At 70.2% G+C, this 20085-nt stretch carries 19 protein-coding genes and 1 pseudogene; 12 read left to right on the top strand and 8 right to left on the bottom strand.

The genetic code is table 11. From position 1 onward, the window contains the following. Positions 1-29 precede the first annotated feature (29 nt). Together LXE91_RS03620 and LXE91_RS03615 are read right to left on the bottom strand one after the other, a co-directional pair. Positions 30-1331, bottom strand: a complete 1302-nt coding sequence (locus tag LXE91_RS03620) for a DUF3108 domain-containing protein (RefSeq protein WP_039346352.1) — start codon at positions 1329-1331, stop codon at positions 30-32. 127 nt (positions 1332-1458) lie between these two features. Next, positions 1459-2325, bottom strand: coding sequence for an IclR family transcriptional regulator (locus LXE91_RS03615; RefSeq protein WP_039346350.1), 867 nt, complete (start codon positions 2323-2325; stop codon positions 1459-1461). A gap of 130 nt (positions 2326-2455) precedes the next feature. Between LXE91_RS03615 and LXE91_RS03610 the strand changes: the two genes are divergently transcribed. The 6 genes from LXE91_RS03610 (at position 2456) to rfaE2 (ending at position 8484) form a co-directional block, all read left to right on the top strand. After that, positions 2456-3448 carry a fumarylacetoacetate hydrolase family protein gene (locus tag LXE91_RS03610; protein ID WP_039346348.1) on the top strand — a complete coding sequence of 331 codons (993 nt, stop codon included), beginning with the start codon at positions 2456-2458 and terminating at the stop codon, positions 3446-3448. Positions 3449-3585: 137 nt separating this feature from the next. Then, positions 3586-4413 (top strand): enoyl-CoA hydratase/isomerase family protein, encoded by an 828-nt coding sequence (locus LXE91_RS03605; RefSeq protein ID WP_039346345.1) that lies wholly within the window; start codon positions 3586-3588, stop codon positions 4411-4413. Between the two features lie 88 nt (positions 4414-4501). Next, complete coding sequence (locus LXE91_RS03600; protein ID WP_039346342.1) at positions 4502-5254, top strand: PhaM family polyhydroxyalkanoate granule multifunctional regulatory protein; 753 nt, start codon at positions 4502-4504, stop codon at positions 5252-5254. Between the two features lie 24 nt (positions 5255-5278). After that, the gene (locus LXE91_RS03595; protein ID WP_039346338.1) at positions 5279-6505 is read left to right on the top strand and encodes a patatin-like phospholipase family protein; all 1227 of its coding nucleotides are present in this window, start codon (positions 5279-5281) and stop codon (positions 6503-6505) included. A 464-nt stretch (positions 6506-6969) separates the two neighbouring features. After that, positions 6970-7848, top strand: coding sequence for a ferritin family protein (locus LXE91_RS03590; RefSeq protein WP_011353352.1), 879 nt, complete (start codon positions 6970-6972; stop codon positions 7846-7848). Positions 7849-7998: 150 nt separating this feature from the next. Then, the gene (gene rfaE2 / locus LXE91_RS03585) at positions 7999-8484 is read left to right on the top strand and encodes a D-glycero-beta-D-manno-heptose 1-phosphate adenylyltransferase (RefSeq protein WP_039346335.1); all 486 of its coding nucleotides are present in this window, start codon (positions 7999-8001) and stop codon (positions 8482-8484) included. Between the two features lie 16 nt (positions 8485-8500). Here rfaE2 and LXE91_RS03580 read toward each other — a convergent pair whose 3' ends face one another. The 6 genes and pseudogenes from LXE91_RS03580 to LXE91_RS03555 all read right to left on the bottom strand — a co-directional run bounded on the left by LXE91_RS03580 (position 8501) and on the right by LXE91_RS03555 (position 14472). Further along, on the bottom strand, positions 8501-8743 hold the full coding sequence (locus LXE91_RS03580) for a hypothetical protein (RefSeq protein ID WP_039346534.1): 243 nt from the start codon (positions 8741-8743) through the stop codon (positions 8501-8503). Positions 8744-8938: 195 nt separating this feature from the next. Continuing rightward, positions 8939-9730 (bottom strand): type III pantothenate kinase, encoded by a 792-nt coding sequence (locus LXE91_RS03575; RefSeq protein ID WP_039346332.1) that lies wholly within the window; start codon positions 9728-9730, stop codon positions 8939-8941. After that, a complete protein-coding gene (locus tag LXE91_RS03570; RefSeq protein ID WP_278068114.1) occupies positions 9727-10647 on the bottom strand; it encodes a biotin--[acetyl-CoA-carboxylase] ligase in 921 nt (306 codons plus the stop codon). The genes LXE91_RS03575 and LXE91_RS03570 overlap by 4 nt, the downstream gene beginning before the upstream one ends. Positions 10648-10760: 113 nt before the next feature. Beyond that, positions 10761-11306: a hypothetical protein gene (locus LXE91_RS03565; protein WP_039346328.1), complete on the bottom strand. Its 546-nt coding sequence runs from the start codon at positions 11304-11306 to the stop codon at positions 10761-10763. A 243-nt stretch (positions 11307-11549) separates the two neighbouring features. Then, a pseudogene (locus tag LXE91_RS03560) lies at positions 11550-12394 on the bottom strand (tetratricopeptide repeat protein). Positions 12395-12402: 8 nt separating this feature from the next. Beyond that, positions 12403-14472, bottom strand: a complete 2070-nt coding sequence (locus LXE91_RS03555; protein WP_039346322.1) for a bifunctional 2',3'-cyclic-nucleotide 2'-phosphodiesterase/3'-nucleotidase — start codon at positions 14470-14472, stop codon at positions 12403-12405. Between the two features lie 293 nt (positions 14473-14765). Between LXE91_RS03555 and LXE91_RS03550 the strand changes: the two genes are divergently transcribed. From LXE91_RS03550 to LXE91_RS03525, 6 genes are all read left to right on the top strand, one after another. Continuing rightward, positions 14766-15890, top strand: coding sequence for an MlaE family ABC transporter permease (locus LXE91_RS03550; protein ID WP_039346320.1), 1125 nt, complete (start codon positions 14766-14768; stop codon positions 15888-15890). Then, the gene (locus tag LXE91_RS03545) at positions 15887-16801 is read left to right on the top strand and encodes an ABC transporter ATP-binding protein (RefSeq protein WP_039346317.1); all 915 of its coding nucleotides are present in this window, start codon (positions 15887-15889) and stop codon (positions 16799-16801) included. Before LXE91_RS03550 ends, LXE91_RS03545 begins: the two co-directional genes overlap by 4 nt. A 17-nt stretch (positions 16802-16818) precedes the next feature. Continuing rightward, on the top strand, positions 16819-17748 hold the full coding sequence (locus LXE91_RS03540) for an MlaD family protein (RefSeq protein WP_039346314.1): 930 nt from the start codon (positions 16819-16821) through the stop codon (positions 17746-17748). A gap of 38 nt (positions 17749-17786) precedes the next feature. Continuing rightward, complete coding sequence (locus LXE91_RS03535) at positions 17787-18410, top strand: ABC-type transport auxiliary lipoprotein family protein (protein ID WP_039346306.1); 624 nt, start codon at positions 17787-17789, stop codon at positions 18408-18410. Positions 18411-18429: 19 nt separating this feature from the next. Next, entirely contained in the window at positions 18430-19581 is a 1152-nt protein-coding gene (locus tag LXE91_RS03530) for a VanZ family protein (protein ID WP_039346303.1), read from the top strand. A 186-nt stretch (positions 19582-19767) separates the two neighbouring features. Then, positions 19768-20085, top strand: a complete 318-nt coding sequence (locus LXE91_RS03525; protein ID WP_011694422.1) for a (2Fe-2S) ferredoxin domain-containing protein — start codon at positions 19768-19770, stop codon at positions 20083-20085.

The raw sequence follows: 20085 nt of genomic DNA, 5'->3' as shown, positions 1-20085 counted from the left end.
TGCCGAATCGCGCGCATTGGCGAGCGAGTTCACTGTGTGACAGGCGATGTGACAGGCGATGTGACAGGCGAGGGCGCGGGCGGTGCAGCCGGCTGTGCCGGCGGTTGCACGGTGGCCGGCGGTGCGGGTTGTGCCGGTTCCGCAGCGGGAGCGGTCGATGCGTCCGGCGCCGGTGTACCGGCGGGCGCATGCGTTGCGCCGCCTGCCGGTGCTTCGTCGGACGGCGCGCCCGGCGCCGCGAGCCGGCCATGCCACAACAGCTCGATCTGCGCGCCGTTCGGTTCGGTCTGCACGAGCCGCGCGGGCAGCCAGCCGAGCGACGGCGCGAGCCACATGTCGATGCGGCGCGTGTCGCCGTCGCGCCGCGGCAGGCGCATGAAGTGCCGCGCGCCGATGATGCCGGCCTGCGTCTGCACCTGCTCGTCGCCGATCACGGTGATCGGCCAGGTTTCGCCGCTGTTGTTGTCGATCACGAAGAACTGCTGCGTGACACCGGGCTTGTACGCAGACGGATTGCCGCGCACGAGCCCCGACAGCTGCATCAGCATGCTGAAGCGATCCTGCACGCCATCGGGCAGCGGTGCGTTGTTCGGCGTGCGCGTGAACACGACCTGCCGGATCTCGCGGTTGAAGATCGCGATGTCTTCCGGCCGCTTGCCGCGCTTCTCGACGTAGCGGTCGGGCGCGACGCCGAACGCGTCGATGCGGCCCTCGCTGCGGTAGTTGAACGGGCCGACGAACGGCACGGGCATCGACACCGACAGGTCGTAGGTGCGCCCGTCGGTGCGCCAGTGGATCGTGCCGATCATGTTCTGCATGCCGTTGTAGAACGTGTCGTACTGCAGGTCGCCGGACGGCGGCGCGGCGAACTTCACGCCGTTCGTCGCGGGGCCCGGAGTCACGGTGGTGGCGGCGCTGGCGGCACCGGCAGCCGACGCGGCATGCGCGCCCGATGCGGCAGGCACGCCACTCGCTGCGGACGCGGCGGCCGGCGGCTCGCCGTGTTCGTCCGTCTGCGTCGATGTGAGGACGGGCTCAGGCGCGGGTTTCGGTGCGGCTGCCTTCGGGGCAGCCGGGGCGGGCGCGGCCGGCCGCTCGACCGGCTTCGGCGCAGGCGGCGCGGGCTGGCGCTCGATCGGTTGCGGTTTCAGCAGCTCGATCTGCACGGGGACTTCGGCGGGCGCGGGCGGCGTGAACGCATCGCGGTTGCGCATCAGCCAGAACGCGGCAAGCGCGTGCAGCACCAGCACGACGACGAGCGCAATGCCCACGCGCAGCCAGTGGCGGGGCAAGGCGTGACTCGGGCGGGTGTCGGCAGGCTGCATGGGCATCGGAACAGGATCGGGGCGTCGCGTGACGTCGGGGGCGCAGCGCGCGCCACAGGAATCGGACTGTCGGATGCGCCGCGCGTTCGCGCTGCTTGACGGGCAGGTGCCGGGGGGGCGGGTGCCGGATGCGTCAGGCGTCGCGTGCGTCGGGACTATAGCCGAGTTCGTAAGACAGTTTCTGCGCGCAGGCGCGCAGCGCGGTGTCGATCTCGCCGCCCCATGCGATGTCGAACGAGCCTTCCTGGCCGAGCGCGACGATCGCGAGCGAGAGTTCGCCGACCGCATCGAACACGGGCATGCAGAACGCGTGGATCGTCGGCAGCAGCATCCCCTCGACGCGCGCGGCCTCGTGCCGGCGTACGTCGGCGAGCACGGCGTCGACCTCGTCGAGCGTGCGCGGGCCGCCGTGATGCGGCGAGCGGCGCGTATCGGCGAGTTCGCGCTCGAGCATCGCAGCGGTCTTGCTGCGCGGCAGGTACGCGGCGAACAGCAGCCCCGTCGCGGAGCCGAGCAGCGGCATCACGTCGCCGAGCTTCAGCGACGCCTTCGCCGGGTGGCTCGATTCCATCCAGTGCACGATCGTCGGCCCCTGGTTGCCCCATACCGCGATGCCGACCGTCTGGTCGAGGCGGTCGCGGAATTCGGTCAGTGCGATCCGCGCGAGCTTCACGCCGTCGACGCGCGCAAGCCGCGCGAGCCCCATCTGCAGCGCGAAGCCGCCGAGCTCGTAGCGGCCCGAGACGGGGTCCTGCGACACCACGCCGAGCCGCGAGAAGCTGACCAGGTAACGGTGCGCCTTCGCAGGACTCATGCCCGCGCGCTGCGCGAGGTCGCGCAGCATCATCGCGCGCGGCTCGCTCGTCAGCACGTCGAGCAGGCGGAAGCCGACCTCGATCGACTGGATGCCGGAACGGACCTTCTCGCCGTGCTCGCCGGAAGCGGCGTCGTCGGTGTCGGAGTCGGCGAGATCGTCGTCGGGAAGCGGGCTGGCGGGCATGGGCGGCAGGTGCGCGAAAAGGCGGCAGGAATCGGGGAGAAAACAGCGCGCACAATCGCAGCGCGCCGCAGGGATTCACCATCGTAAAATAGATTCCCTCCATCGTCACTACAACGGCAGAGTCCCCCTTATGAAACTTGCTTCGCTGAAGGACGGCACGCGCGACGGCCAGCTGATCGTCGTGTCGCGCGACCTGCACACCGCGGCGATCGCCGATGCGATCGCGCCGACGCTGCAGCGCGTCCTCGACGACTGGGCGTTCTACGCGCCGCAACTGCGCGACCTGTACGACGCGCTGAACCACGGCCGCGCGCGCAACGCGTTCGCGTTCGATCCGGCCAACTGCATGGCGCCGCTGCCGCGCGCGTTCCAGTGGGCCGACGGCTCCGCGTATGTGAACCACGTCGAGCTCGTGCGCCGCGCGCGTGGTGCCGAGATGCCGCCCGAATTCTGGACCGACCCGCTGATGTACCAGGGCGGCAGCGACGATTTTCTCGGAGCCCGCGACGACGTCGTGTGCCCGTCCGAGGAATGGGGCATCGATTTCGAGGCGGAAGTCGCGGTGATCACCGGCGACGTGCGGATGAGCGCGACGCCCGACGAAGCGCTGAAGGCCGTGCGGCTCGTGACGCTGGTGAACGACGTGTCGCTGCGCAACCTGATTCCGGCCGAGCTCGCGAAGGGCTTCGGCTTCTTCCAGAGCAAGCCGGCCACCGCGTTCGCACCGGTCGCCGTGACGCCCGACGAGCTCGGCGACGAATGGCGTGAAGGCCGCGTGCACCGGCCGATGATCGTCCACTGGAACGGCAAGAAGGTCGGCCAGCCCGATGCCGGCACCGACATGGTGTTCCACTTCGGCCAGCTGATTGCGCACGCGGCGAAGACGCGTAACCTGCGCGCCGGCTCGATCGTCGGCTCGGGCACGGTGTCGAACAAGGACGCGAAGCGCGGCTACTGCTGCATCGCCGAGAAGCGCTGCCTCGAGACGATCGAGCACGGCGCGCCGCAGACGGAATTCATGCGCTACGGCGACACCGTGCGCATCGAGATGTTCGACACGGCCGGCAAGTCGATCTTCGGCGCGATCGAGCAGTCGGTCGCGCCGCCCGACGGCGCGGCGTAAGTCACGCGGAGCACGCAGCGCGCCGCTTTCGCGAAACCCGGGCCCGGCCCGCGCGCCGGGTTTCGCCTGATGTTTGCCCGCGCGGGCTTGGCTACACTCGATTCAGGGGTTCGAGAACCTCGAGCAAGGAGGAGCGCATGGCCGATCTCGCCGCGTACGGCGGTTACGAAGCACTGAAGGTGACGCGCCGTGACCACGGCGTGCTCGACATCGTGATGAGCGGCGAGGGCGCGAACCGAAGCGGCCTCGCGACCGCGAACGCGCGCATGCATCGCGAGCTCGCCGACATCTGGCGCGACGTCGACCGCGATCCCGACACGCGCGTCGCGGTGATCCGCGGCGAAGGCAAGGGCTTCTCGGCGGGCGGCGACCTCGCGCTCGTCGAGGACATGGCGAACGACTTCGACGTGCGTGCCCGCGTATGGCGCGAGGCGCGCGACCTCGTCTACAACGTGATCAACTGCAGCAAGCCGATCGTCTCGGCGATGCATGGCCCGGCCGTCGGCGCGGGGCTCGTCGCCGGGCTGCTCGCCGACATCTCGATCGCCGCGAAGGATGCGCGCATCATCGACGGTCACACGCGGCTCGGCGTCGCGGCCGGCGATCACGCGGCGATCGTGTGGCCGCTGCTGTGCGGGATGGCGAAGGCGAAGTACTACCTGATGCTGTGCGAGCCGGTGAGCGGCGAGGAGGCCGAGCGGATCGGGCTGGTGTCGCTCGCGGTCGAGCCGGCCGACCTGCTGCCGAAGGCCTACGAAGTGGCCGAGCGGCTCGCGCACGGTTCGCAGTCGGCGATCCGCTGGACCAAGTACGCATTGAACAACTGGCTGCGCACGGCCGGCCCGACCTTCGATACGTCGCTGGCGCTCGAATTCATGGGCTTTTCCGGGCCCGACGTGCAGGAAGGCATCCGCTCGCTGCGCGAGCGCCGCCCGCCCGAATTCCCCGGCGACGCGCCGTTCTGACACGCGCCGGCGCTATGATCGATCCAGGCGCGGCTCGCGCGACGCATGGCGGCCGCCTCGCTCTCACCCAGTCAACCAGGATGCCCGTATGACGACCGATGCCTCCGGCTCCAACCCTTTCGCCGGCTTTGCCGGCTTCAAGCCCGCCGACATGATGGACCGGATGTGGGACATGATGCGGATGTCGCCGTTCGGCGGGATGACGTCGTTCCCGGGCGCCACGCAAGGGCTGCCGCCGTCGCTGTCGAGCATGTCCGACATGATGGCGCCGCTCACGAGCGTCGAGGAACTCGACAAGCGGATCACCGATCTGCGCGCGGTCGAGCAGTGGCTGAAGCTCAATCTCGGGATGCTGCAGTCGGCGATCCAGGCGCTCGAGGTGCAGCGCGCGACGCTCGCGACGCTGCGTGCGTTCGGCGCGTTCGCGCAGAGCTCGATGTCGGCGGCCGAGGAAGCGGCCGTCGCGGCCGCGCATGCGGCGAAACACGCGTCGGGCGATGCATCGCCGGCACCGGAAGCCGACGCGTCGGATGCGGCGGCGGGCGACGCCGCGCAGCAGGCCTTCGACCCGTCGGGCTGGTGGAACCTGCTGCAGTCGCAGTTCAACCAGCTCGCGAGCCTCGCGATGGCGCAGCCGGGCATGCAGCCGGCCGCGCCGGGCGATGCGCCGCCGGACGCGGCCGCTTCGCCGGAGCCTGCCGCGAAGCCGGCACCGGCCGCCGCCGCGCCGCGCAAGCCTGCCGCGAAGCGCGCGAAGTCCGCCGGCTCGGCCGGCTCGGCCGCGGCGCGTGCGGCTGCCGCTTCGTCGCCCGAAACCCGTCCGCCGAAGCGTTCGACGTGACGCGGCGCAGGTAGCAGGTCGATCATGCGGCTCGCGCTCGTTCTGATGGGAGGCGGCGCACGCGCCGCCTATCAGGTCGGCGTGCTGAAAGCGCTGGCCGAGATCGCGCGCGAGGCCGATCCGTTGCGGCACACGCTGCCGTTCGCGGTCGTGTGCGGCTCGTCGGCCGGCGCGATCAACGCGACGTCGATCGCGAGCCACGCGGACGACTTTTCCCATGGCGTGCGGCGCCTGCTCGAATTCTGGGAGCCGTTGCGCGCCGACTACGTGTATCGCACCGACTGGCTCGGCATCGCGGCCGCCGGCGCACGCTGGCTGGCGACGATGACCTTCGGCTGGGCGGCCCGCCGCTCGCCGCGCGGGTTGCTCGACAATGCGCCGCTCGCGCATCTGTTGCAGCGCGAGCTGAGCTTCCACCGGATCGAGCAGATGCTCGAGGCGCGCCTGCTGCACGCGCTCGCGGTGACGGCGCTCAGCTACTCGAGCGGCCGCCACCTCACGTTCTACCAGGCGGCGCAGCCGATTCAGGCGTGGCGGCGCGCGCAGCGCACCGCGCGGCTCGTCGACCTGTCGGCGTCGCACCTGCTCGCGTCGTCGGCGATTCCGTTCGTGTTCCCGGCCGTGCCGCTCGTGCTCGACGGGCAGATCGAATACTTCGGCGACGGGTCGATCCGGCAGATTGCGCCGCTGTCGCCGGCCATTCACTTCGGCGCGGACCGGATCGTCGTGGTCGGTGCGGCCGACCCGCGGCCCGAGATTCCGGCCGCGAACGGCCACGGGCTGGTGCGCGGCTACCCGACGCTCGCGCAGATCGGCCAGCAGGTGCTCGCGAGCGTGTTCCTCGACTCGATCGGCTCGGATATCGAGCGCATCGAGCACATCAACCGGATGATCGAGCACCTGCCGCACCAGGTCGAGGTGGACAGCGGCTGGCGGCACGTCGACGTGCTCGCGATCGCGCCGTCCGAGCGCATCGAGCTGATCGCCGCGAAGCACCTGAAGCAGATGCCGGCGACGATGCGCGGGCTGCTCGGCGCGATCGGCGGCAGCCAGCCGGCCGGCGCGTCGTTCGCGAGCTACCTGCTGTTCGAGGAGGCATTTACGCGTGAACTGATCGAGCTCGGCTACCGCGACGGGCGCGCGCAGCGCGACACGCTGGCCGGCTGGATTGCGCAGGCGGACGGCGGCAGCGCACCGGCCGCCGGCATGCCGCCGGAAGACGGGCTCGCGACCGGCGAAATACGGGTCTGATGCTTGCAGGACAATGTAAGGTTGCGTTTTCGCGACGGTCGGCCGCGACCGATCGCCGCACCGCGATTGGCGGCGCACGACCGGGCGGGCGTCTCGGAACCGTCATGCACGCGTGATATCATGGCCGCCGCCGTATACACCATATCGAGCAGCCCGCCGATCCGGCATCCGCACGGGACCTTTCGGGGAACCCGCCTGGGGCAGGGGACGGGCGCGCCAACGAGCCGGCCAGCGCCGGCCCCCACTCAGGCAAGCGTGCAGCCGGTTCCGTTCGCGGAGCGGCTGCGGCATGCCGCAACGGCGGCGCGCGGCCGCCCGGTTGCCGGACGAGGAATCACCGTCCGGCGGGCCGGTTTCCCGCGTAAAATTTGAGTCTTGGCTGCAAAAGGCGCGCTCGGGCGTGCTTGCGCGGCAACAGTCACGTTTAGAGAAGTCGCATTGCGCAGAACAGGGGTGGGACCATCATGAACACGATGCTTTATCCGGAACTTTACCGATCGCTCGAAGCCGTCCGCTGGGACATGGAGAAGGACATTCCGTGGGACAAGTTCGACGCTTCGCTGCTCACCGACGAGCAGGCGAAGACGATCAAGATGAACGCGATCACCGAATGGTCGGCGCTGCCCGCGACGGAAATGTTCCTGCGCGACAACCAGCACGACAGCGACTTTTCGGCGTTCATGAGCGTGTGGTTCTTCGAAGAGCAGAAGCATTCGCTCGTGCTGATGGAATACCTGCGCCGCTTCAAGCCGGAAATGGTGCCGACCGAAGAGGAACTGCACGCGGTGCGCTTCCAGTTCGACCCGGCGCCGCCGCTCGAGACGCTGATGCTGCACTTCTGCGGCGAGATCCGCCTGAACCACTGGTACCGTTGCGCGGCCGACTGGCACACCGAGCCGGTCATCAAGCAGATCTACGAAACGATCTCGCGCGATGAAGCACGCCACGGCGGCGCGTACCTGCGCTATATGAAGAAGGCGCTGAACAACTGCGGCGACGTCGCACGTGCCGCGTTCGCGAAGATCGGCGTGCTGATGGCGTCGGCGCGCCGCACCGAAAAGCCGCTGCACCCGACCAACCTGCACGTGAACCAGGCGCTGTTCCCGCGCGACACCGTGCAGTCGCGCCTGCCCGATCCGGAATGGCTCGAGCGCTGGCTCGACGAGCAGATCCGTTTCGACGGCGAATGGGAAAAGAAGGTCGTCGAGCGGATCCTGCACAACCTGTCGATCCTGTTCGAGCGCACGTTCGCGACCGCACAGGAGCTGAACCGCTACCGCAAGGAAGTCACCGGCCGCCTGCAGGCCGAAAGCGGCCCGTCGTCGGCCGCGCAGCCGGCCTGAGGCCGGTTGGCGCCGCAGCCGGCGTGAATCGCGCCGGCCGCGTCGCGTGATGTCGTACCCGTTGCATGAAGCCCGCCCGGTCAGTCCGGCGGGCTTTTTATCTGGCGCCGCCGCCGCGTGCGCCGTTGCCCATTCCGTCCGACTTCCATCATGTCCGCCACCTTCGAACGCAAGCTGATCACCCGTGATGCCCTCGTCGCCCTGCGCGCCACGCTGCCGTCGCCCGTCGTGTTCACCAACGGCGTGTTCGACATCCTGCATCGCGGCCACGTTACGTATCTCGCCGACGCGAAAGCGCTCGGCGCGTGCCTGATCGTCGGCGTGAACAGCGACGCGTCGGTGCGCATGCTCGGCAAGGGCGACGACCGGCCGATCAATCGCGAGGAAGACCGCGCGGCGCTGCTCGCGGCGCTGGAAAGCGTCGACTGGGTCGTGACGTTCGAGGAAAAGACGCCCGTGTCGCTGATCGAGGCCGTCCGGCCGGACATCCTCGTGAAGGGCGGCGACTACGACATGGATGCGTTGCCGGAATCGGCGCTGGTGCGTGGCTGGGGTGGCCGGGCGCTGGCGATTCCGTTCGAGCACGATCGCTCGACCACCGCGTTGCTGAAGAAGGTGCGCGCGCAGCAGTCCTGAGCGCGGCCCGGCGCCGTCAGGGCGCGGATGCTGCGAGCGGCTCGGCGGGGACGCCCGGCGGCGCGATCGGGGCGCCGATGACGGGCTGGTCGGCGGCCTGCGCGAGCGGCGTCACGCGCAGCGCCTCGGGCCGCACCTGCCGCGCCAGCACGCCGGGTTCGCGCGGGCCGGCCGCCGGCAGCGGCCCGAACACGCCGCGCGCCACCACGAACGCAAGCATGTTGGCGAGAAAGAGAACAGCGATCAGCCAGCGCAGCATCGTCGACACTCCTCGTCGTCATTGAAGTGGTTCACGTCATTCAATCGGGCCGGCCGCATCGCCGGCTATTTCATGCCATCCGTTGACCGCGCGGGCGGGCTGCCGTCATGGCGCGGCCCGTCTCCACCGTCATCGTGACGCAGGCCCGAACGGGCGGATGTTGCCGTGCGCCGGCGCGATGCCGGCGCTTTCCCCTCACTTCGGTGCCGCCGCCGCTTCCGCGGCGATCAGCGCGAGCCCGGACAGGATCAGCGCATCGTGCCGCGTATGCGGGAGCGTCAGCGCTCGCGCGACGTCGTCCGCCGCGCCGCCGGCCAGCACGAGCCGCACGGGCGCCTGCCATGCATCCGCGAGATCGCGCCACGCGCGCTCGATCAGCCCGGCCTGCGCGTACAGGCAACCGGCCGACAGCGAGCGCGGCGTGTCGACCTGGAACGGTTCGGCCTGCGCACCCGCGAGCAGGCCGCTCGCGATGTCGGTGGTCAGCGTCGGCAACTGCGCGGTGTGCGTGCCGAGCGCGCGCATCATCAGTGCCCAGCCCGGTGCGATCAGCCCGCCCGTGAAGCGGCCGTCCGCGCGCAGCGCCTCGAGCGTCGTCGCGGTGCCGAACGTCGCGATCAGCAGGTGCTCGCCCGGAAACGCCGCGTGCGCGCCGATCAGGCCGGCCCAGCGGTCGCTGCCGAGCTGGTCGGGCGTCGTATAGCCGTTCGTCACGCCGCATTGCGTCTGACGCGAGCGTATCGTCGTGCGCGGCAGGCCCGGCCAGCGTGCGTCGAGCAGCGTGTCGAGCCGGGCGGCCACCTCGGCGCCCGCGACGTTCGAGATCCAAGCGCCGCGCGGACGCGGCAGCGTCGACCAGTCCGGATCGGCGCCGCCGTCGCGTGTGTGGCCGAACGCGCCCGTCTCGACGAGCGTGCGCTGCGCATCGGCGAGCGCCCACTTGATCCGGCTGTTGCCGGCGTCGATCAGCAGGTGCGGCTCGTTCATTGCGCTTCGCGTAGCGACACGTCGCCGGCGGCGATCGCCTGCACGCCGTCCGGCGTATCGAGCAGCAGCTGGCCGGTCGCGTCGATGCCCGTCGCGATGCCGCGTACGCGTTCGACACCCTGTTCGAGCAGGACGACTTCGCGCCCCGCGTACGCGTGCAGCGCGTGCCAGCGCGGCAGGAACGGCGCGAGCCCTTCGGCGCCGAACTGCGCGAGCGCCGGTGTGAGCGCATTCAGCGACGCGGCGAGCGTATCGGTCAGGTTGGCCGATGCGCACGCGATCGACAGCGCGGCGGGCGGCAGCCCGCTCGCGAGCGTCGCTTCGCGCGCACGCAGCGCGTCGACCTGCGCGGCGACGGCCTCCGCGCCGCGCACGTTGATGCCGAAGCCGATCACGACGGCGGTGGCGTCGGCGGTGGTCCACGCGGTTTCGATCAGGATCCCGGCGAGCTTGCCGACAATGCGTGGCGTGCCGTCGTCGGTGGCGGTCAGCAGCAGGTCGTTCGGCCATTTGAGCGCGACGCGCGTATGGGCGTCGAGCGGCAGCGTGGCCAGCCCTTCGGCGAGCGCAACGCCGATCGCGATGCTGAGGCCGCCGAGTGCTTCGACGGGGCGCGGCACGATGCAGCCGACCGAGCACAGCAGCGCATTACCGGGCTGCGCGAACCACGGGCGGCCCTGCCGGCCGCGGCCGGCCGTCTGCTCGAACGCGACGCGCACGAGCGGCGCGGGCAGCGCGTTCGCCTTGCGCGGCAGCGCCTTGAGCCGGGTCGCGACGTCGGCGTTGGTCGAGCCGGTGGCGGCGACGATGTCGAGCGGCCACGCACGCGGCGCGGCGTCCGTGTGCGCCTCGAGCCGGTTGCGCGCGATGTGCGCGTCGCCGGAATCGGGCGTGTCGGAGGAGGTGGGGGCGTTCATGGCGCCTATTGTAGCGACAGGGGACGATGGCGCGCGTCGGGCGACGCACGCGGCCGCGGAGGAGGGTGGCGCGCGGCCGCCCGCATGCGAACGGCGCCGCGGCGCCGCCTGGCTCAATGCCTTTCCATCCGCTCCAGCGCCTTGATGTCCTCCTCGGACGTCATTTCGCACGTCAGCAGCGTCTTGCCCTTCAGTGCCGGGCCCTGGCGGGCCGACACGAGGATCAGCGCACCGCCCGGGCCGCGGACCGTCAGCCGGCGCGAATAGCCGACGGACGACGCGCCCAGCAGGTTGCCCTTCTCGAGGGTGAGCTGGTAGCGCTTCGCGAGCTGGTCGGCGACCTCGCCGTCCACGAGCACGCCGATCCCGGTACTGACGAACACGACCTGCTGCGTCGTGAAGCCATCGTGGTGGATCGGCTCCGGCAGGCGATAGACCGCGGCGCCCAGCATCGACTCGTCCGGTTTCGGATCGGCTGCCTTGGCGGTGTTGTAGATCGAGTCCATCAGGTCCGACGTGAACGGCGGCTTGCAAAGCGCGGCGTTGAAGATGTCGGGCTGGGCGGGCGGCGCGGCGAGTGCGGTGAGCGGGGCGGCGGCGATGGCAACGGCGACGGCGCCGACGGCAGCGGCACCACGCCAGGAAAGGCGATGGGACATGGATGCAGATCTCTCAGGTTTTATTGTGAGGCTGCATGTTAATGCATTGCCGCACGCCGAACGACCGGCATGGAGCGGCCCGACGGCGGCAATGCAAACGGCGCGCGGGCCCGCGCCCCGCGATCGATTCCGTTGCCGTGTGATCGATGCGCGGGGCGTCGGGGCATGCGCGTCATGCAGCCGGCGGGATGCCGGCGGGCTGCCGGTTCGCGCATGCGTGTGCGCCTGCGGGCGGAAGCATCGTCAAGGCGCGACGACGGGGTGCTTCAGCGCGTGCGCGGTCTCGATCCACTGCGCATGGAACTCGTCCGCGTCGGGCTTGAGCCCGAGCTCGCCGTTGCGATAGGCCATCGCGAGCGTCTGCACGGCTTCCGGCAGCTCGTGCTCGGCGGCGCGGCGATACAGCGCCAGCGCGCGCGCCTCGTCGCGCGGCACGCCGCTGCCTTCGCGGTACGCGTTCGCGAGCATGAAGTCCGCGGCCGGGATGTCCGCGCGCGACGCGACGTCGAACCAGTGCGCGGCCTGCACGGGATCGGCGGCGACGCCGTAACCGCTGCGATAGATCAGCCCGAGGTAATACGCGGCGGCCGGGTCGCCCTGCGCGGCCGCTTCGCCGAGCAGCGTGCGGGCGCGTGCATAGTCCTTCGGCATGTCGCTGCTGCCGAGCAGCAACGCCTTGCCGAGCGCGAGCTGCGCACGCCGCGCGGCCGGCGCGTCGGCCTTGCTGTTTGCTGCCGCGGCCGTTTCCAGCCAGCCGCGCCCCTCGTCGCGCAGGCCCGGTTCGCGCGCGTCGACGAGCGCGATGCCGAGCGCCGCCTGCGCGTCGCCCGAACCGCGGCGCGCCAGCGTGCGCAACTGCGCGAGTGCGTGCGGCTCGGTGGCCTGCGTGACCATCGCCTGCCACTCGTCGAGCTGCGCGGCGCTCGGCGCGGGCCGGCGCCGCGCAGGCCGGTCGCCGCGACGACGGCCGCGACGGTCACGGCCGCCATCGCGAGCAGCGCGGCCGGCGGAAGTTTCGCGCGCAGCAGACGCCGCGCGGCGGCGGAGAGGCCGGTTTCGGCCGGCCGCATCGTCCGGATCGGTTGCATCGCGGGTCTCATTGCGTGAGGTCGATTTCGTAAGTGGCGAGGTTCTTGCCCGAGCCGTCGTCGGCCGCGACCTGCGTGATGCCGGTCAGGCCGGCCGCCGCCGCGTCGCCGAGGCGATTCGGCGCGGACGCGAACTGCACGTGCGCGACCGAGCTCGCGAGCTTCGTGAAGCGCCAGCTGCGCTGGGCGCCGTCGGCCGCGCGCGTGATTGCGCCGCGCTTCTTGATGAACGCGATCAGCACGTCGCGGTTCGCATCGGGCGACGCGAAGATCGTCTTGCTGCCGTCGAGGCCCGGGAAGTTGCCGCCGCCGCTCGCGCGGTAGTTGTTGGTCGCGACGATGAACTGCGCGTTCGGGTCGATCGCCGCACCCTTGTACGTCAGGTTCTTGATCCGGCTGCCGACCGGCTGCGTGACGTCGATTTCATACGCGAGATCGGCCGACGTGAACATGTCGAAGTTGTAGCCGGGGAACGTGCTGACGAGCGGCTGCACGGTCGCCTTGGTCGGGTCGATGCGGTTGAAGCGCTTCGCGGCCGTTTCGAGCCAGTTCTTCACGTCGGCGCCGCTCACCTTCACCGCGTACACGGTGTTCGGGTACAGGTACAGGTCGGCCGCGTTGTTGATCGCGAGCGCGCCCGGCGCGACGTCGGTGTAGTCGGTGCCGCCGCCGAAGCCGCTCTTGAACGGCGCGCTGACCGACAGCACCGGCAGCGACGCGTATTGCGGCAGGTTCGCCTGCACGTAGGTCTTCACGTAGTCGGCCTGCGCCTCGTTGACGATCTGGATCGCGCCCGGGTCGCCGACATCGGCGAAGTACGAGTTCATCCGGTAGTCGGTCGAGCCGATCGGCGTCTTCACATAGTCGATCGTCGCCTGGTGCTCGGCGGCGATCGCGGCGGACACGGACGGATCGGCCGCGACGTAGCTCTTGTCGGCGTTCTGGATCGGCCGCGCCTCGACGGTCGTCTGCGACTTGTCGACGCTCCACGTCTTGCCGTCGAATTTCAGGCCGAGCTTGATCACGCCGAGGTGCTTGCCCCAGTAGTTGGCCATCACGGTCGGCACGCCGTTGACGGTGCCCTTGACCTTGTCGACGCCCGGCAGGTTGAACTGCGACACGGTGCTGTTCGCGTCCGGGAACACCTGGTGCGAGTGGCCGATCAGCATCGCGTCGATACCGGTCACCTTCGACAGCCACCAGCTGCCGTTCTCCATCGTCGGCGAATACGCGGAATTGTCGAGGCCGCCGTGCGAGATCGCGACGACGAGATCGGCGCCCTTCGCGCGCATCTCCGGAATGTACTTCTCGGCGGCTTCCTTCAGGCCGGTCGTGTAGACCTTGCCGTCGAGCCAGCGCTTGTCCCAGCTCATGATCGCGGGCGGCGTGAAGCCGATGATGCCGATCTTCACGGGCGCGCTGACCGTCTTGCCGTCCGGCGTCGTCGCGGTCACGGTGCGGGTCAGGATCGTGTACGGCGTGAACAGCGGCGCGTTGGTCTTCGCGCTGATCACGTTCGCGAGCACCTGCGGGAAGTTCGGGCCCGCGCACTTCTTCTGCTGGGCCGGCGCCGGCAGGCCGTCGACCTCGAACGTGTTGCCGGTCACCTGCGACAGGTACGGCAGCCCGTAGTTGAATTCGTGATTGCCGATCCCGCCGCCGTCGAATTTCGCCGCGTTCATCACCTTGTAGATCGCGAGCGTCTGGTCGCAGCCGACCGGCTTCACGAGCGCCTGGTAGTCCGACAGCGCGGTGCCCTGGATCGTGTCGCCGTTGTCGAGCAGCAGCGTGTTCGGATACTGCGCGCGCGCTTGCGCGATCAGCGTCGACACGCGCTCGAAGCCGAGCGAGTTGTCGGCGGCGAGCTTGAAATAGTCATACGACAGCACGTTGGTGTGCAGGTCGGTCGTCTCGAGCAGGGCGAGCGTGGCCGTCGTGCCGACGGGCGCCTGGGCCGCCGGCGGCGTTACCGGCTGCGAGGTGACGTCGTCGCCGCCACAGGCGGCGAGGATGAAGGCGAGGCTGGCGAGCGCGGCGATGGCCGGCACGCGACGGCGGGAAAGCAGGGGGAGACGCATCGGTTGTCCTGTTCGGTGTTCTGTTTTATGGAATGCGAGAGTCGCAACGCATGGCGGCGCGGGGCGCCGACGGCCTGAGGTGCGGCGCGTGAGAGTATCGAAAGGAATCGTGACGGAAGAATGAAAGGTGACGAAGCCGGCAACGGGCCGGCGGCGTCGGCTCTCGCGCATCCCCCGGAGCCGGTGTTCCCGGCCTGGCTCCCCCGGCCGGGCGCCCCGCCGAAATCCTCACGTCGCGTCGTCGGACGGTTCGCTACAATGGCCGCTGTCACCTTTTTGCAAACAACCTGCCCTTGGACTTCGAGACTCCTCCCGGCCTGTCGGTCGACGCCGGCGGCCAGGGCCAGACGGTGCGCCTGACCGGTCAGTGGACCGCGCTCGCGCTTGCACGCAATCGCGGCGCGGTGGCGCGCCGCATCGCGAGCATCGCGTCCGGGCGCGTGAGCGAATGGGATCTGTCCGGCATCGAGCGGCTCGACCACGTCGGCGGCCAGGCGCTGTGGCGCGTTTGGGGCCGCAAGCTGCCGGCCGGCGTCGCGCTGAGCGCCACGCAGCGCACGATCTTCGAGCGTATCGAGCGGCTCGACAGCCAGCGCGAGGCGCCCGAGCGCATCGTGCGGTTCGATCCCGTCACGCGGCTCGGCCAGGCGATCTTCGCGTTCGGCGAACACCTGCAGGGCGGCATCGCGATGTTCGGCCTCGTGATTCTCGATGCGCTGTCGGTGCTGCGCCGCCCGAAGACGATGCCGTGGAAGGAAACCTCGGCGAACATCTACAGCGCCGGCGCGCAGGCGCTGCCGATCACCGCGCTCGTCGCGTTCCTGATCGGCATCGTGCTCAGCTACCTGTCCGCGCAGCAGCTGCAGATGTTCGGCGCGAACCGCTACATCGTGAACATCCTCGGGCTGTCGGTGATCCGCGAGCTCGGCCCGGTGCTGTCGGCGATTCTCGTCGCGGGCCGCTCGGGCTCGGCGATCACCGCGCAGATCGGCGTGATGCGCGTGACCGAGGAACTCGACGCGATGCGCGTGATGGGCATCCCGCACGGGCTGCGGTTGATCCTGCCGCGCGTGCTCGCGCTCGGCATTGCGATGCCGCTGCTCGTGATGTGGACCAACATCATCGCGCTGACGGGCGGCGCGCTCGCCGCGAAGCTCGTACTCGGCATCGACGTCAACTATTTCGTGCGCTCGCTGCCGGGCGTCGTGCCGATTGCGAACCTGTACATCGGGGTCGGCAAGGGCGTCGTGTTCGGCATGCTGATCGCGCTGGTCGCCTGCCATTTCGGTTTCCGGATCAAGGCGAACTCGCAGAGCCTCGGCGAAGGCACGACCACGTCGGTCGTGTCGTCGATCACGGTCGTGATCCTCGCCGACGCGGTGTTCGCGATCCTGTTCCAGAACGTGGGGCTCGGATGAACGCTTCGAACGAAACGACCGCGCACGCCGCGGCCATCGGCGCCGGGGCGGTCGCTGCCGGGCCGGCTGCGGCGGACGATGCAGCCGACCTCGTGATCGAGGTGCGCAACCTGACCAAGCGCTACGGGCGCAACATCATTCACCAGAAGCTCGACTTCGACGTGCGGCGCGGCGAGATCGTGGCGATCGTCGGCGGCTCGGGCTCCGGCAAGACCACGCTCGTGCGGCAGATCCTCGGCCTCGAGCGGCCGACGTCGGGCACGATCAAGGTGTTCGGCGAAGATACGGCGACGATCGACGACGCGAGCGCGCGGATGATGCGCACGCGCTCCGGGATGCTGTTCCAGCAGGGCGCGCTGTTCTCGTCGATGACGGTATTCGACAACGTCGCGCAGCCGCTGCGCGAGCTCGGCCGCGTGCCGCCGGACCTGCTGCACGACATCGTGATGCTGAAGCTCGAGATGGTCGGGCTGCCGTGCAAGCATGCGTCGAAGATGCCGGCCGCGCTGTCGGGCGGGATGGTCAAGCGGGTGGGCATCGCGCGCGCGATCGCGCTCGAGCCCGAGCTGCTGTTCCTCGACGAGCCGACGGCCGGCCTCGATCCGCAGGCGTCGGACGAATTCGTCGAGCTGATCGCGACGCTGCACCGCACGCTCGGGCTGACCGTCGTGATGGTGACGCACGATCTCGACACGATGGTCGCGCTGTCGACACGCGTCGCGGTGCTGGCCGACCGCAAGGTGCTGGTCGCCGCGCCGGTCGAGGAGGCCGCGAACGTCGACCATCCGTTCATCCACGAATATTTCCTGGGGCTGCGCGGGCGCCGCGCATTGCAGGCGCTGCCGCCCGAGCGGCGCGCGAAGCTGCCGAAGGCGGCCCTCGAACCGGCGCTGTCGAGCGTCGAGCTGTAGGAGCAAGGAATCCGCGAATGGAAAACAAATCACATGCGTTCTGGGCCGGCCTGTTCACGATCGCGCTGACGCTCGCGATCGCGGGCACCGTCTTCTGGTTCAACGTCGACCGCACCGTGCGCGTGCCGTACGACCTGCTCGCGCGCACCAACGTGACGGGGCTGTTCCCGGACGCGGCCGTGCGCTTTCGCGGCCTCGACGTCGGCAAGGTGCAGTCGATCGGCTTCGATCGCTCGCACCCGGGCCAGATCCGGATCCGGATCCTCGTCGACCAGGACGCGCCGATCACGCAGTCGACCTACGGCAGCCTCGGCTTCCAGGGCGTGACGGGCATCGCGTTCGTGCAGCTCGAGGACACGGGCCGCGATCTCGCGCCGCTGCCGTCGTCGGCGAAGGCGATCGCGCAGATCCCGATGCGCCCGAGCCTGTTCGACCAGATCCAGGAGCGCGGCGATGTGCTGCTGCGGCAGCTCGAACTGGCCGCGAAGAGCGCGAATGCGCTGATGTCGCCCGAGATGCGCGAGCAGTTGCGCGCGACCGCCGAGAGCCTGCAGCACGCGGCCGATGGCGCCGCCACGCTGACGAAGCAGCTCGGCCCGGCGGTCACCGCGTTGCCGGAGACGATGCACGAGGTGAACCGCGCAATGGCGTCGGCGAACACGCTGCTGCAGCCGAACGGGCCGCTCGTGTCGAACCTGAACAAGGCCGGCACGGCCGCGGAGCAGGTCGGCGTCGCGCTGAACGACCTCAACGCGCGCGTGCAGTACGACACGCTGCCGCGTTTCAACGCGCTCGCCGGCAACGTCGGCGACGCATCGCGGCAATTGAAGGACGTGGCCGGTGAACTTGGCCGCAATCCGCGCAGTCTGTTGTTCGGTTCGCCCGGCGCGGCGCCGGGGCCCGGCGAGCCCGGCTTCGTCTGGCCGGGTGCGACGGCCGGGCAGTGATACCCATCGAAACCGGAAACATCATGCAGGAACACGCCATGCCACGAATCCTTGACCGCGCGCTGCGTCCCGCCGCGGCCGCGCTTGCCGTGCTGACGCTGTCGCTCGCCGCCGGCTGCGCCGGCAACAGCGCGGTGCTGTCGAATGTGCGCTACGACCTCGGGCCGGCCACATCGGTCGTGTCCGCAGGCCCGGGGCCCGCGCTGAAGGTGCTCGACGTCGCCGCGCCCGACGCGCTCGACTCCGACAAGTTCGCCTACCGCCTCGCGTATGTGGACGCACAGCATGTGGCCGTCTACCGCGACAGCCGCTGGACTGCGCCGCCCGCCCAGCTGCTCACGCAGCGGCTGCGCGGCGCGCTGTCGTCGCGCGGCACGGTGCTCGAAGGCACCGACGGCGTGCGCGCGCCGACCCTCAAGGTCGACCTGAACGAATTCGAACAGGTGTTCGACGGCCAGTCGCAGAGCCACGGCGCCGTGACCGCGCGCGCGACGCTGATGCTGGACGGCAAGGTGCTCGGCCAGCGCACGTTCGTTGCACGAGCGCCGTCGAGCACGCCCGATGCGGCGGGTGGCGCCCGCGCGCTCGCGACGGCGAGCGATCAGCTCGTGTCGCAGATCGCCGCGTGGGTCGGCATGCAGGCGTACGCGGGCACGCCGTGACGCGTGCCGCGCAGCCGCGATGAGCGCGACCGGCACCCCTCGCGCATCGCCGCTCGCGCGGCGGGCCTTTGCCGCTTACGCGGCGCTCGTCGTCTACGCGTCGCTGTATCCGTTCGACGGCTGGGTGTCGCTCGGCATCAGGCCGTTCGACTACCTGTTCGCGCCGATGCAGCGCTACGTGACCGCATTCGACGTCGTCACGAACGTAGTCGGCTACATGCCGTTCGGCGCGCTCGCCGTGCTCGCGCTGCACCCGCGCTGGCGCGGCGTGGCCGCGACGCTGATCGCGGCCGGGCTCGGCGTGCTGCTGTCGGGCTCGATGGAAGCGCTGCAAACCTACCTGCCGACGCGCGTCGCGTCGAATCTCGATCTCGCGGCCAATGCGCTCGGTGCGCTGCTGGGCGCCGCGCTCGTCGCGCCGGCCACCGGTGCGCTGCTCGATCGCGGCGCGCTGCGCCGGCTGCGCTTCGCGTGGTTCGAGGACGACGGCGCGACGCCGCTGCTGCTCGCCGGGTTGTGGCCGTTCGCGATCCTGTTCCCGTCGCCGTTCCTGTTCGGCATCGGCGACTGGCCGGCCGCGCTGTGGGAGCGCGCCGACGCGTCGATGCAGGACGCGCTGCTTGCGTGGCTGCCGGCCGCATGGCGCGTGGGCGAATGGCCCGAACGCGTCGACGGCTGGCTGTCCGATTCCGCATGGGAGGCCGCGCTCGGCGGGTTGATGCTGTTCGCCGCACTGACGATCGCGTCGCTCGCGATGCGGCCGCGTGCGCCGCGCATCCGGCTCCTGATCGCCCTCGTCGCCGCGACCCTCGTGCTGAAGGCGGCCGCGACGTTCATGCAGTCGGCCACCGGCCTCGTCGTCGTGTGGGCGACGCCCGGCGCGCGGCTCGGGATCGAGCTCGGCTTCGCGGCCGCGCTTGTCGCGCTGCACGTGCCGGCGACCGGGCGCGCGATGCTCGCGGCGCTCGCGCTGCTGGCCGGCGTGGCGCTCGTGAACCTGCTGCCGGTCAATCCGTTCTTCGACTTCACGCTGTCGGGCTGGCGGCAGGGCCGCTACGTGCACTTCAACAGCCTCGCGCGCTGGCTCGCGTGGATCTGGCCGTACGCGGCGCTGATCTGGCTCGGCCAGCGCGTCGAGCATGCATGGCTGCCGTCTGCCTTGCGCCGGTGACGCGAGGGCTGCGGCGCCGCGGTCGCGGCGGTATCGCAGGCAGCGGCGCGTGCCGCTCGCTATAATCTTCGGCATGAGTGCAGTGTTCGGCACCCATCGGCACCGAACACGACACGCCCGTTGCCCCGCGCAGCGACAACCGCTCCTCTTTCCGCACGGCCTCGCGCCGGGCCGCTCGTCACCATCATGGATTCCTACTACCAGCACCACGTCTTCTTCTGCCTGAACCAGCGCGAACCGGGCGCCGAACGCCCGAGCTGCGCGCAATGCGACGCGCAGACCATGCAGGAATACGCGAAAAAGCGCGTGAAGGAACTCGGCCTCGCGGGGCCCGGCAAGGTCCGCATCAACAAGGCCGGCTGCCTCGACCGCTGCGAGGAAGGGCCCGTGATGGTCGTGTATCCGGAAGGCACGTGGTACACGTATGTCGACCAGGCCGACATCGACGAGATCGTCGAGTCGCACCTGCGCGACGGCAAGGTCGTCGACCGCCTGAAGATCTGA

Source organism: Burkholderia contaminans, from assembly GCF_029633825.1.
In the GTDB taxonomy this organism is placed as follows: domain Bacteria; phylum Pseudomonadota; class Gammaproteobacteria; order Burkholderiales; family Burkholderiaceae; genus Burkholderia; species Burkholderia contaminans.
This window is presented reverse-complemented; position numbering and strand designations above follow the sequence as displayed.